Here is a 13,176-nt window from a genome sequence, read left to right as displayed (position 1 = left end):
TTCCGTGACCCGTACCATTCAGCAATTGTTCGACCTTAAAGGTAAAACCGCACTCGTGACCGGCGGTTCGCGCGGCCTGGGGCTGCAACTGGCGCAGGCGCTGGGCGAGGCGGGCGCCAAAGTCATGCTCAGCTCGCGCAAAGCCGAAGACCTAACCGAATCTGCCGCCATATTAAAAGCCGCCGGCATTGATGTGGACTGGATTGCCGCAGACTGCGCAAAGGAAGCCGACATTCGCGCGCTGGCCGACGAAACCATCAAGCGTTTCGGCCATGTGGATATTCTGGTCAACAACGCTGGCGCTGCATGGGGTGCACCGGCCGAAGACCATCCGGTCGATGCCTGGGACAAGGTGATGAACCTCAACATCCGGGGCTACTTCATCCTGTCACAGCAGATTGCCAAACACAGCATGATTCCGCGCAAGACTGGCCGCATCATCAACGTCGCATCGATTGCCGGGCTGGGCGGCAATCCGCGCGGCATGAACACGCTGGCTTACAACACTTCAAAAGGCGCGGTGATCAACTTCACGCGCGCACTGGCCTGCGAATGGGGCGCCAGCAACATTACCGTCAACGCAATCTGCCCGGGCTTTTTCCCGAGCCGGATGACGCAGGGTACGCTGAAGGCCATGGGGGAAGAAAAGCTCGCTGCCCACGCGCCACTGGGCCGACTTGGCGATGATGAGGATCTCAAGGGCCTCTGTGTGCTGTACGCGTCTGACGCCGGCAAGCACATCACCGGACAATGGCTGGCAGTGGATGGCGGCGTGTCGGTAATAACTGGGGGCTAGTCAGTCATGGATTTCGGCGCAGAAATTCCCTTCGTTGCCCTTCTCGGCTTTACGCTGGAACTGTTTGAAGGAGGTGAGTCGGCCATTGGCTACACGCCCCTGCCCGAACATCTCAATTCTTTTGCCGTCACTCACGGCGGTGCCTGCATGACGCTGCTGGACGTGACGATGGCGGTGGCAGCGCGCAGTGTTCAAAAAGACATGGGTGTGGTCACCATTGAGATGAAAACCAGCTTCATGCGGCCCGCGCCGGGCGACGGCAGCCAGCTTATGGCCAAGGGCCGGCTGATGCACCGCAGTGCAACGCTGGCATTTACTGAAGCCACGATTTACGATGCCAAAGGTCAGGCGTGCACCCACTCGACCGGAACCTTCAAATACGTCAAGCGGCTCGTGACCGGCGCCAAAAGCGCAAATGCGCTAAATCCGCCGCCCAGCGTCATTGCTACCGACTGAACTTGAATTTTTTGATCAAATCATGGACAGGTCCAGCTAGTATCGGCACCGCTAGCTATTAAATTAGTAGCGTTGTTACGGCGGCATCAACACAGCCAGCCGCGTATTCAACGCTTTTTCAACCTCACCCTTGGAGATTTTTATGACTGCCAATCAACAGGTTTTGCTCGACAACCGGCCTACCGGCGAAGCAGTCGCCGGCAACTTCAAGCTGGTGAACAGTGAAACCCCCGTCTTGCAGAACGGCCAGGTGCTGGTCCGCCACCACTTTTTGAGCCTTGACCCCTATATGCGAGGCCGCATGAACGACTCCAAAAGCTATACCGCGCCACAGTCGCTGGGCGAGGTGATGGGCGGGGGCACGGCTGGCGAAGTGGTGGAAAGCCGCTCGCCGAAGTATCAACCCGGAGACAAAGTGGTCGGCATGGGCGGCTGGCAGCAATACAGTGTCGTCAGTGCGGATGCGCCCGGCGCGCTGCGCAAGGTAGACACCACACACGTGCCGCTGTCGCACTATCTGGGCGCGGTCGGCATGCCCGGCGTCACCGCCTGGTATGGCCTGCTCAAAATCATCGAACCCAAAGCCGGCGAGACCGTGGTGGTCAGCGCCGCCACCGGTGCCGTAGGAAGCGCTTTTGGCGCCTTGGCCAAAGCGCGCGGCTGCCGGACTGTCGGTATCGCCGGAGGTCCTGACAAATGCCGTTATGCCGTTGATGAACTTGGATTTGACGCCTGTATCGACTACAAGCTGTACAAAGACGCGGCGGCGCTTTCGAAGGCGCTCCAGCAAGCCTGTCCTGACGGCATTGACGGCTACTTCGAAAATGTTGGTGGCATGGTGCTCGACGCCGTATTGTTGCGCATGAACGCCTTCGGCCGCGTCGCACTGTGCGGCATGATTGCCGGCTACGACGGACAACCGCTGCCCCTGAACCACCCGGGGCTTATTCTGACCAACCGGCTCAAGCTGCAGGGTTTCATCGTCAGCGAGCACATGAGCATCTGGCCCGAAGCGCTGACGGAGTTGGGCACGCTGGTGGGCAGCGGCAAGCTGCGCCCCCGCGAATCCGTAGCGCAGGGCCTGCAAGCCGCGCCTGAAGCATTTTTAGGCTTGCTCAAGGGTAAGAATTTTGGCAAACAGCTGGTCAAGCTGATCTAGTTTCTAAACCCCGGGAGCCATCCGTGGACACTACCCATGAAGTCTTCAACCAGCCCGAGCCGCTGGTCAATTACAACCTGTTTGAGTCCAACCGGCCGTTACGTGATGCGCTGGCTTTCAACGCCCCGGCGCTGGAAACGGCTGGACTCACGCAATTGGGAGGCAGACTGGGCACGGCTGACATGCAGACCCATGCACGGCTGGCCAATGTGCATGCGCCCGAGCTGCACACGCACGACCGCTTCGGACGGCGCATCGACCAGGTCGAGTTCCACCCAAGCTACCACGCATTGATGACGACGGCCATCGAGGCCGGTTTGCACGGCACTCCCTGGAAGGAACCGGCCGCCACGCTTGTCGCTTCGCATTCAGCGCCGACCCTTGAGGAGGCCGTTTCGGCTTGGGGCGGCCTGGCGCCGAAAGGTCCCGGCCCGTCGCCGCATGTGCTTAGAGCCGCGGGTTTCATGCTGTTCACTGAGCTGGAGCCGTCCAGCCTGTGCCCGATTTCCATGACCTACGCTGTCACGCCAGCGCTGCGCGGCAACCCGGCGATTTACGCTGATTGGTCACCCAAACTCACCGGCCGGCAGTACGACCCGTCGCTCAAGCCGTGGCGTGACAAGCCCGGAGTGACCATGGGCATGGGCATGACCGAAAAGCAGGGTGGCTCAGACGTGCGCGCCAACACGACGCGGGCCGTGCCAGAGGGCCTGGATGGCTGGGGGCAGCGCTTCGCCGTCACGGGGCACAAATGGTTTTTCTCGGCCCCCATGTGCGATGCCTTTCTCATCCTGGCACAGACGCCCGCAGGTTTGTCGTGCCTGTTTTTGCCGCGTGTGCTGCCCGACGGCACGCTCAACCAGATTCACATCCAGCGATTGAAGGACAAGCTGGGCAACAAGGCCAATGCCAGTTCCGAGGTTGAATTTATCGGAGCCGTGGCCTGGCTGGTGGGCGATGAAGGTCGTGGCGTGCCACAAATTCTTGCCATGGGCACCATGACCCGGCTTGACTGCGCGTTGGGCACAAGTGGCTTGATGCGCCAGTCACTCAGCATCGCACTGAATCACACAGCCCAGCGGAACGCATTTGGCAAACCACTGATCGCGCAGCCGCTCATGCGTAATGTGCTGGCTGACCTTGCTCTTGAGAGTGAAGCGTCTTGCGCGCTTTCCATCCGGCTGGCACGGTCTTTTGATCATTCGGACGACGCGCACGAGCAGGCTTTGTCGCGCCTGCTGACGCCGGTGGCCAAGTTCTGGATTTGCAAGCGGGGCAGCCAGTTTGCCCAGGAAGCGATGGAATGCCTGGGCGGCAACGGCTACGTGGAGGAGGGCGGCGAAGGCATCATGGCGCGCATTTACCGCGAAATGCCGGTCAATTCAATCTGGGAAGGCGCTGGCAACATCATGGCGCTAGACCTGCTGCGCGCCTTGCGCAAGCCCGATGCGGTGGCCGCGCTGACGAAGGAGCTTGGCGCTGCAAGGGGAGCGCACCCAGCGCTCGACCGGCTTGCCGCCGCTTTGCCGATCCAGCTTGAAGAGATGAGTTCGGAACTGCAGGCGCGCCGTCTCGCGCAGGACGTGGCGCTGGCGCTGCAAGCCGCGCTGCTTTGCCAGACTGCCCCAAGCGCCGTGGCTGACGCTTTTTGCGATTCACGCATGGCCGGCCACTGGGGCCAAACTTTTGGCACACTGGGATCAGGCACCGACTTCGACAGCATCATCGACCGTGCGATGCCGCGTTAACCCTCGACCTTTCACGATCTCAACTCCGTCTTGGAGACTCTCATGACCACTCCGCCAACACTGATTCTTCACCACTACCCCACTTCGCCCTTCGCGGAAAAAATCCGGCTGATGCTGGGCTACAAAAATCTTTCATGGAAGTCGGTGGTCATTCCGATGACAAGTCCCAAGCCCGACGTGATGGCGCTGACCGGCGGCTACCGCAAGACGCCGGTGCTGCAGATTGGTGCCGACATTTATTGCGATACGGCGCTGATCGCCGACGTGCTGGAGCATATCGAGCATCTGCCCACGCTGTACCCTGAACCGAGCAAGGGCATGGCGCGCACCCTTGCGCAATGGGCTGATTCCACGCTGTTCTGGACCTCCATGGCCTACAACATGCAACCCAGAGGTCTGGCCCAGCTATTTGACAATGCGCCGGCCGAGGCGGCCAAGGCGTTTGCGGAAGATCGCAAGGCCATGAGCACGGGCATGCAGCGGCATCGCCCGCAAGACGCCGCTGCCGCTTATAAATCCTATTTGCGTCGCCTGTCCGACATGCTCGATGACCTGCCGTTTGTGCTGGGCGATAAGCCATGTATCACCGACTTTGCGATGTACCACCCGCTGTGGTTCACACGCGTTAGGACCTCTGTGCTGGCTGACGTCCTCAATGCCACGCCTGCCGTTCTCGACTGGATGGACCGCATGGCGGCCATCGGTCACGGCAGCATGGAGAAATTCAGCGCTGCCGAGGCCATTGCCGTCGCTGCGGCGTCAACACCCGCAGTCCTGCATGACGACGTTTTTCAGGATGAGCATGGCATTGCGTTGGGAAGTCAGGTCGTGGTCAGCGCCGAGAGTTTTGGTCTGGAGCCGAGCGAAGGCGAACTGGTCGCCGCCACGCGCCTGCACTACACACTGCGCCGCACCGACGAACGTGCCGGTACGGTACATGTGCATTTTCCGCGAATCGGCTATTCACTCAGGTCATCTACGCCAGCATGAGTGGTATTGCCTGGCGCTGTGTGGCCTTTGATGAATTGACTGTCTCGGAGCTTTACGCGCTGCTGCAGCTTCGCAGCGAGGTTTTTGTGGTCGAGCAAGCCTGCGTTTTCCAGGATATTGATGGTGCCGATGGAAAAGCCATGCATTTGCTGGGCACGCTGGACGGCCAATTGGTGGCGTATGCGCGCTGCCTTGCCGCCGGGCTCAAATTCACCGAAGCCAGCATAGGCCGCGTCGTCACGCGTGATTCAATTCGGGGCAGTGGCGCGGGCCATGAACTGATCGAAAGAGCCATCGCGTGCCTGGCGCGGCAATCGGGCGCTCAAGCCATCCGGATTGGCGCACAGGCGCGACTCGAGGCGTTTTACCAGCGGCATGGTTTCGAAAAAGCCGGGCCACCCTACATTGAAGACGCAATTTCCCATATTGAGATGTTACGTCGCGTTTAATTTTCAAGGAGTTGACAGATGATCACGAATTTCAAAGGCAAAACCGCCGTTTTGACCGGCACAGGCTCGGGCTTTGGCCTGGAGTGCGCGCGGATCGGTGCAAAACTGGGGATGAAACTGGTGCTGATCGACGTGCAGGCGGATGCACTCGACAAGGCCAGCGCCGAGATGAAGGCTGCGGGCGCCGAGGTGCTGTCCTTCCAGCTAGATGTGTCCGATGCCGATCAGATGCAGGTCATGAGCCAGGCGGTGTTCGAGCGTTTTGGCGCGCCGCACTTTGTCTTCAACAACGCTGGCGTTGGCTCCGGCGGCCTGGTCTGGGAAAACACCGTGAAGGACTGGGAATGGGTGTTGGGGGTTAATCTCTGGGGTGTTATTCATGGCGTGCGCCTGTTCACGCCCATGATGCTGGCCGCCGCAGCGAAAGACCCGGCCTGGCAGGGCCACATCGTCAACACCGCCAGCATGGCCGGGCTGCTCAATCCCCCCAATATGGGCGTTTACAACGTCAGCAAACATGCGGTGGTTTCCTTGAGCGAAACGCTTTACCAGGATTTGCGCCTCGTCAGTGACCAGGTTGGCGCCAGTGTGTTGTGCCCGTATTTCGTGCCGACCGGCATCAGCCAGAGCCACCGTAACCGGCCCGCTGAACTGTCGACTGAGAAGCCGACCCGCAGCCAGCTGATTGGCCAGGCCATGACCGACAAGGCCGTTGGGTCGGGTAAAGTGACTGCAGCAGAAGTGGCGCAGAAGGTTTTTGATGCCATGGCGGCTGACCAGTTTTACATCTACAGCCATCCCAAGGCGCTTGGCAATGTGCAGGCCCGCATGGAAGCGATCGTGCAGCAGAAAAACCCCATCGACCCCTTCGCCGAGCGGCCGGAAATCGGCCTGGAACTGCAGGCCGCATTACGGTCTCACTAAGCGCGAACTGGATGTCAAAGATGGATTTTTCTTGAGCATGTCATCGCCGGGCTTGGCTTGCTGGTAGCCGGTCGCAATTGCTGAATTGGCAGGTCTTGCATGAAAACGGGGCCTGGAAGCGTCCTGATTAAGGGATATTGTGCTAACGTCTGCTGATCGAAAGCCTGCTGGCCGTGAGCCGGATTCATAACCCGAACGTTCAGGGTGTGATTCCGAATCATGACCGGCCGTGCTTTCAAGCTGATCTCCGCCATTGACTTGTTGTGCTTGTGGCATGTCGCAGGAAATCCCATGAAGACCAGATTAGACGTTTTTCGCTTCTCGTTAGTCGTTGCTGTTTTTGCGGCGATTGCTGCCTGCGGGGGGGGAGGGGATGCAGCTTTGCCTTCGTCAACGTCACCAGCGCCTTCAGCAGGACCTGCAAAGGTGGCGACGCTTCCAGCCGGTACATCTCCCAGTGTGACGACGGCAAACTGTCCGCTCCTCGTTGCAACCACAACCACAGCCCCGACCCTATCCGGGGCGGACATGCTTTTCGTGAACGACCTACTCTTAGCCGTCGATCCCGCGCATGGCTACGCGGAGTTTGCAAGGCTGCCTGGCACATTTATGTGGTGGTTGCGGTCGGGTAGTACCTCTGTTGACATGCTGTCGCTGGGTGCGGCGGTGCACGAGACCAATCACAAGATCGACTCTGCTCTGCGCAATCTGTGCACCGCAGACGGTCTTGCGCGCTTCTTTGCGGAGGGTCAGGTGTATGTCACTGACATAAGCAGAAACGACAAGCTGGCCAATTATTCCATCGCGGGTGAGACCTATCCGACGTCCTTGAAGTCAAGCCGCGGGTTTCGCTATGACCTGTACGTTACTGCCGCAGCATCATCGAACGGCAACGACCTTTCCATACTGCTGGACGAACTGAATGCCTACACGGGCGGCGCCAATCTGGAAGTCAAGCTATTTTCGAATCCGACCTACTCAACCCTCACCACGAGAGCTGACGCGGATGCTGGTGGCATGGTGGACTTCATGCTTTTCCTGCAGGCCTATCTGCAGGCGGCGCGCCTGAACCACCCGGCGACCTACACAACTCTTCAGGCACAGGTTCGGACAAAAGCCTTCATCCAGTTCGCGTGGACTCGCGCCGAAAGAGTTCTTGCTGCGGCGTACCCGTACTCAACAGCCGCATCGCCCAGCAATGCTGCCCGCATTCCGGTAGACGTGTTAAGGGCTGTGTACTCGGGCGAATTCCTTCGGGAACTGGACTTGCTCGGTATCGTCCACAAAGCTCCCGCGGACTGGGCCTTGACCTACTTGCAGTAAGCCAAGCCTCGCAAGCTGCGCCGGCTTTTGAGAGCAAAATAGCTGCCCCGCTTCGGCTAAAGCGTTTGGGCGGTTGTTCACACCGTTGAAACACAACTAATGCTTGTTTAAGGCAAGTAAGTGGATGACTTCCGAGTAAAACAAGCTTAAATTACTATAAATATATAGTTGCTTGCTAACGCATATTTGCGGCGTTTGAATTTATCCGGAAACAATCATTAACTGATTATTGCAACACTCGACCAGCTTCTCGTAAACGTCCGGCATCACATTGATACAACCCAACGTAGTCGAAATCCGTGCGGAAACGTCGCCAGATGTAAGTCGTTGAAGTCGATTTTGATTCGGATTTAGCAACCAGACCCGATGAATTGCAAATACCGAATTTTGGGTTTCCTTGAAAAGGATCACATCACCGCCGTAACCGGCTTCTTGGGTACGCACCTGCTCGAGCCTGAATTGGCCGGTTGGAGTATCAACGCCCGCCAACACAGGATAGCACTGGTTGAGAAAGCAAATTGTTGCAGTTGCTAAATCAACTAAAATCATGTTTACCTTATGGAAGTGAAAAAATCCCAATTAAATGAGATTTTTAAGATGGTTAAAAATCATTGTTTGATCTTTTTACGAATTTCCCGTTGTGGCATCACTGAAAGTTCTGCAATTGGCGCGACCATCGGTACTGACACCGCTGCTGCCATATTGACCGGCTTGAAGAAGAGATATTCTCCACGACCGATTGCCGGTGTATTTTCATAACCCTCGCAAAGATCGTTTTGACATTTCACCTCGACAACTCTTGGCCAAATTGTTGCAGCGGTTGGAAATCCTGGCATATATTGAGGTACATGGTAAACCCCATAATCACCGACAGGGATTGCAACGTCAGCCGTCATCGAAGCATTTTGTATTCCACTGCCCAGAATATTACGCTGAATTTTTATTTCGGCAATAGCGGTTCCTGTGCCAAAGATCGCAAGAACGACAAGATATTTCAGCATTTTTATCTCCCTGGATTTTCACCACTAAAGGGGCTTAGATTGGCAGCAAAAATTGTTGGAGGTATCGGACCGGCTGCAACTGGCAGTCCTTTGGAAGGAACAGCCCCTTCTGCTGACGCCATGGCGCCGAAAGCCGCTTGCCGTTCTTCGACAGTCATGGACTGCGGACATTTGGTTCCTGTCATTTCAAGGGCCAGTTTTGCGCGGGGGTTCATGCAATCAATCGCAAGTGAAGCTGCTTTCATGCCTTTATTCCACAGCTCACGACTGGTCTTCAAATCCTTGCAGTGCTCGTCTGTCCAGGTCGTACCAAATCCGATGCCAAAACCGGGGCCATTGGCAGATCCGCTACTTGATCCCATGCATGTATCATTGCTGGTTGTCAAAGGCGGGCCATTGACTGAGGGAACATTTTTAATGGTGTAGTCACCACTGTATTCAACCCGGCTGACACTTTCCCCACTTTGAACTATGCGCTGCGTACTGTCGGTGCCGCCACTAAGATTGGTCGTCATGGTTCCGGTTTGATTCGAGTTTACCGTGCTGACAGATTTTTCTGGCGAGGTCATGATCACATAATTCTGTAGCCCTGACACCGTCGACGACCCACCGCTGCCGCCGCTGCCTCCAGAGCCGCCACCACCGCCATAAGCGGCCGAACTAGCCCCCGCGTTCGAGCTTTGCGTCTGGTTTGAACTACCGCCGGATCCGCCGCCAAAGGATGTTGACGAAGAAGCGGTTTGCGAATTCTGGTTTGAGTTTGCTGTTTGTGCCTGTGCTTGAAAAGCAATAACAGCAGTGCAAACGATTAAAAGCTTGTTCATTTTGTTTTCCTCTTGATGCCCGGAGAGATCACTCTCTCCGGGAGGATGCAAATTCAATCAAAAAGCACACTTCGCTCTGAATTAAGGACGCGTAATTGTGCCGCTAAAGCCGCCGTTCTGGAACGCGCCAACATTGGTAACAGTGCCCACAGCCAGCGTGCCGCCAGCTGAAGCTGAGGCAGAATTACCCAAGAACGGCACCACCGGGAAATGGGAACTGGCCGCGGTAGCCGCCGCTACGCCAGCCGACGAACCCACCGCAGTGCTCGATCCTGCAACGGGGGCTGCAACATTTGCCGAAGTCGTGTTGTGCGCAGCTGCAGTAGTTCCGCTTGATGCCAGGCCAGTGTTAACCACACCAGCTGCGGATTGAGTGCCTACCTGAGAAAGGCTACTGATGGCAACATTGCCGACTGTGCCGCCATTACCAAAGGGAATGCCAAAGAACGAGCCTAAAGGCTTGATTGCATTTGCCGATTGAATAGACGATGCGGTACCTGCCTCCGAGGCACCTGCACTCGACATACCTGCACCGATACCTGAGGCGTTGGTTGTGGTGCTGCCGCTTGTGGACGTGGCTCCGGTAGCAGATGCCTGATAGTAGGGGCCAAGGGTTAAGCCGAAGATCACAGTGGGACTTGAGTGAGTCCCGGTAGCGGTAGAGGTATTATTTGCCGCTGCCGATGCTGAATGAGTACTGAACGAATTGCCGCTGGCAGCCGAGTAGCTCACTGCCCCGCCAGATACTTGAGAATTCACAGTATTCTGGGCAAATACAGAACCACCGGCCAGCGCAGTAATTGCTATCGCAATCAAATTTTTACTGATAGTCATACAATATTCCTTCAATGAACACCCCAGAAACTGCTGGGTCACAGATCGTTCTTACTCGAACAATTCAAAAATGTGATCACCGTTCTTCTCGGCATGTGTTCAGTTTCGGTATTGCACTCGCTATTGCCAATCGCCCCAATGCGTTACCGTCTTTGGGCTACCTTCTGCGGTTGAAACCGCTCTTTCTGTGCGGAGTTTGAGCCGTCTGCATTGTTTTTTTCGCTATCTTTTTTGAGCAAAATCACCATATTGCCCAAGGTAGATGCAAGTTGAAATTAATGTTACTAAATGTTTTTTGGTCGTTTTAACGCAAAATCTACGGTGGCATTTCGTATCAATTTGCCTTACTGTGTAAACGCGGGACAAAAAAAATGATATTTACCGGGTTTTAAGGTAAAAAGCTGTAATTAAATTGCCGCGACAGCCTGCAAAAATCAAGTAGCAACGTTTATCACAGAACATTGAGGGGACTTTATGCAAAACCACGAAATGCACGTCGAAATCACGGCGGATTCTGCAGCGGGGATTGGCTCCCTGAATAGCGACAGCCGCTTCATCACGCGCGGCGGCGTGCCGTCGATGTGGCCTGATTTTCTGACCGGCCAACCGGGTCAACCGGTTCGGGTGGTGCTGATTGATGACGACGCGCACATGCGACGTGTGATCTCTCAAGAACTGCTTGGAGACCTGCGCACCAATCTTCTGGGTCAAGCCAGTAACATGAAGGACGGGCGGCGATTGATCAGCCAGCATGAGTTTGACGTGATGCTGGTGGATTTGAATCTGGGTGACGGCACCGGTTTTGACCTGATTGAATACATGAAAGCCGTGCATCCCATGGCGGAAGCGGTGGTGATCTCGGCGATGGAAGACGAGCAGCATGCCTTGCGTGCTTTTGAACTCGGCGCCACGGGTTACCTGGTCAAGAACTCATGGTTTGGAAATTTTTCACAAGCGGTTTTACAGGTGGTCAATGGTGGCGCGTCGATCACGCCAAACCTGGCCCGTCGGCTGTTGAGCAAGTTTGAGCACGTTCAGCGTGGTGACCAGATTCCTCACAAGGGGCGCGACAAGGACCGTTTATCCGAGCGTGAGAAAGAGGTTCTGAGGCTGGTGGCATCGGGTTATACCAGCGCTGAAATCGGCTCCCGGTTGACCATCAGCGCACAGACAGTCAACGCGCACATCAAGAACATCTACAGCAAGCTTCAGGTGCACACTCGCGCGCAAGCGGTCAGCTTTGCGGCCCTTCGGGGACTCTTTTAGAGCCCGAGATCGTGTTGCCCCTTTCTTTCAGCACGGCCACCTTGGTAGGAGCCGTGCTGAGCAGTTACGCGATGCTGATTGGGTTGACGCTTTCGGCAAGATCCTGGAAAGCACGGCGCAACCCGATGTACCTGGCGTATGTGGTTGCTACCGCAGGCTGGCTGATTTACCTGATGGGCAGCAGCGCAGGCGCCATGCTGCAGAACCAGCCACTGGTATTTTTTCTCAGCCATGCGGCTTGCCAGATTGCCATTGTCGGGGTGTCCTTCTTTTTCCTGATCAGCGCCTCGGTCATCCGTTTTGAAATTCATTCGGTGTGGATGGCGCAATTCGGTGTCGGGCTGCTGTTGCTGCTTTGGAATGGTTGGGGGCCCTGGCTGCAGGACTTGGCTTATACGCTGTGGGTGGTGCTTAACTTGCTTTGCATCAGCGTGCTGTGCCTGTTTGGTGCCCGCGAGGTCGAAAGATCGGACAAACAACACCGCCGCTGGATGGCACTCGGTGGCAGTCTGCTGGGTCTGGGCATCTGCATTGCAGACGTGCTCACCGTTGACAAACCGGCCCCGGGTAACACGCCGGTGCATTATTTGTATGCTGCTGTTTTGCTGGCGTTGTGGCCAATCATTTCCGCGCAGGCCCCACAGGTGTCTGCCAGCCTGGAGGGAACGGGTGATCCGCATACTACGGCCTGGGGCGCTGTCACGGGCTTTGGCCCGCCAACCGACAACATTGCATTGGCCGTGGCTAACGAGCGGCGCCGGATCGCGCGCGATTTGCATGATGGCGTGTGCTCCCAGCTGGTCAATATCCTGGCCACGCTCGACACCCATGCCCCGCAACAGCAGATTGTCGCGTTGAGCCTGGAACAGTGCCTCATGGACATGAAAATCATGGTGGACGTCATCGACGGCGCGGATGAAAGCCTCATTGATGTACTGGGACGGTTGCGCTACCGCGTGCAGCGCGCCCTGGACACGCTGGGTATCGGGATGCACTGGGTGGTGGACGTGGACGGGCCGCTGCAGAATCTTCACGGAGAAACCGCCCGTCAGGTTTTGCGCATTACCCAGGAATGTCTGTCGAATGTCATGCGGCACTCGCACGCCAGCATGGTTGAAGTCATTTGTTCTTACTTGCCAGCCAGCAATTTCATGCTGCTGGAGGTCCGCGATGACGGCGACGGAATCCCGCGCCGCGAGGCCGGACGGCCTGGAGGGAAGGGTCTGGAAAACATGCAACAACGCGCTACAAGTCTCGGCGGTCACTTGCAGATTTTCACCAAGCCCGGAGCCGGCACCCGGGTGCGCTTGCTGGTGCCGTTACCAGCGCTCAAAGGGCCGTTGCTGACTGCAGCCAGCGGCAAGAAGATGGGGGCTGATGGTTGATGGTTGATGGTTGATGGTTGA

At 56.8% G+C, this 13,176-nt stretch carries 15 protein-coding genes; 10 read left to right on the top strand and 5 right to left on the bottom strand.

Annotated features, from left to right (window positions below):
- Positions 1-4 precede the first annotated feature (4 nt).
- The 7 genes from HHJ19_RS13210 to HHJ19_RS13180 all read left to right on the top strand — a co-directional run bounded on the left by HHJ19_RS13210 (position 5) and on the right by HHJ19_RS13180 (position 6,522).
- Positions 5-796 carry an SDR family oxidoreductase gene (locus HHJ19_RS13210; protein ID WP_296908136.1) on the top strand — a complete coding sequence of 264 codons (792 nt, stop codon included), beginning with the start codon at positions 5-7 and terminating at the stop codon, positions 794-796.
- Between the two features lie 6 nt (positions 797-802).
- A complete protein-coding gene (locus HHJ19_RS13205) occupies positions 803-1,252 on the top strand; it encodes a PaaI family thioesterase (protein ID WP_296908134.1) in 450 nt (149 codons plus the stop codon).
- 142 nt (positions 1,253-1,394) lie between these two features.
- Positions 1,395-2,411: an NADP-dependent oxidoreductase gene (locus HHJ19_RS13200; protein ID WP_296908132.1), complete on the top strand. Its 1,017-nt coding sequence runs from the start codon at positions 1,395-1,397 to the stop codon at positions 2,409-2,411.
- Between the two features lie 23 nt (positions 2,412-2,434).
- Positions 2,435-4,159: an acyl-CoA dehydrogenase family protein gene (locus HHJ19_RS13195; protein ID WP_296908131.1), complete on the top strand. Its 1,725-nt coding sequence runs from the start codon at positions 2,435-2,437 to the stop codon at positions 4,157-4,159.
- Positions 4,160-4,201: 42 nt separating this feature from the next.
- Positions 4,202-5,149 carry a glutathione S-transferase family protein gene (locus HHJ19_RS13190; protein WP_296908129.1) on the top strand — a complete coding sequence of 316 codons (948 nt, stop codon included), beginning with the start codon at positions 4,202-4,204 and terminating at the stop codon, positions 5,147-5,149.
- Positions 5,146-5,598: a GNAT family N-acetyltransferase gene (locus tag HHJ19_RS13185; RefSeq protein ID WP_296908127.1), complete on the top strand. Its 453-nt coding sequence runs from the start codon at positions 5,146-5,148 to the stop codon at positions 5,596-5,598. The genes HHJ19_RS13190 and HHJ19_RS13185 overlap by 4 nt, the downstream gene beginning before the upstream one ends.
- An 18-nt stretch (positions 5,599-5,616) precedes the next feature.
- Positions 5,617-6,522, top strand: coding sequence for an SDR family oxidoreductase (locus HHJ19_RS13180; protein WP_296908125.1), 906 nt, complete (start codon positions 5,617-5,619; stop codon positions 6,520-6,522).
- Between the two features lie 14 nt (positions 6,523-6,536).
- Here the strand turns inward: HHJ19_RS13180 and HHJ19_RS13175 are convergent, their stop codons facing one another.
- A complete protein-coding gene (locus HHJ19_RS13175; RefSeq protein WP_296908124.1) occupies positions 6,537-7,052 on the bottom strand; it encodes a hypothetical protein in 516 nt (171 codons plus the stop codon).
- 7 nt (positions 7,053-7,059) lie between these two features.
- On the opposite strand from HHJ19_RS13175, the gene HHJ19_RS13170 reads away from it, so the two are divergent.
- Positions 7,060-7,845: a hypothetical protein gene (locus HHJ19_RS13170; RefSeq protein ID WP_296908122.1), complete on the top strand. Its 786-nt coding sequence runs from the start codon at positions 7,060-7,062 to the stop codon at positions 7,843-7,845.
- Between the two features lie 201 nt (positions 7,846-8,046).
- On the opposite strand, the gene HHJ19_RS13165 is transcribed toward HHJ19_RS13170, so the two are convergent.
- The 4 genes from HHJ19_RS13165 to HHJ19_RS13150 form a co-directional block, all read right to left on the bottom strand.
- Positions 8,047-8,394: a hypothetical protein gene (locus HHJ19_RS13165; protein ID WP_296908120.1), complete on the bottom strand. Its 348-nt coding sequence runs from the start codon at positions 8,392-8,394 to the stop codon at positions 8,047-8,049.
- Between the two features lie 59 nt (positions 8,395-8,453).
- Entirely contained in the window at positions 8,454-8,846 is a 393-nt protein-coding gene (locus HHJ19_RS13160; protein WP_296908118.1) for a hypothetical protein, read from the bottom strand.
- 2 nt (positions 8,847-8,848) lie between these two features.
- Positions 8,849-9,670, bottom strand: a complete 822-nt coding sequence (locus HHJ19_RS13155) for a hypothetical protein (protein WP_296908116.1) — start codon at positions 9,668-9,670, stop codon at positions 8,849-8,851.
- Positions 9,671-9,751: 81 nt separating this feature from the next.
- Positions 9,752-10,546 carry a hypothetical protein gene (locus tag HHJ19_RS13150; RefSeq protein WP_296908115.1) on the bottom strand — a complete coding sequence of 265 codons (795 nt, stop codon included), beginning with the start codon at positions 10,544-10,546 and terminating at the stop codon, positions 9,752-9,754.
- A gap of 537 nt (positions 10,547-11,083) precedes the next feature.
- Between HHJ19_RS13150 and HHJ19_RS13145 the strand changes: the two genes are divergently transcribed.
- Positions 11,084-11,770, top strand: a complete 687-nt coding sequence (locus tag HHJ19_RS13145; protein WP_296908169.1) for a response regulator transcription factor — start codon at positions 11,084-11,086, stop codon at positions 11,768-11,770.
- Between the two features lie 14 nt (positions 11,771-11,784).
- Entirely contained in the window at positions 11,785-13,155 is a 1,371-nt protein-coding gene (locus tag HHJ19_RS13140; RefSeq protein WP_296908114.1) for an ATP-binding protein, read from the top strand.
- The last annotated feature ends 21 nt before the right edge of the window (positions 13,156-13,176 follow it).

The organism is Polaromonas sp., assembly GCF_012927415.1.
In the GTDB taxonomy this organism is placed as follows: Bacteria; Pseudomonadota; Gammaproteobacteria; order Burkholderiales; family Burkholderiaceae_C; genus Polaromonas.
The sequence above is the reverse complement of the archived record's forward strand: the minus strand, read 5'-3'. Positions and strand labels throughout refer to the sequence as shown.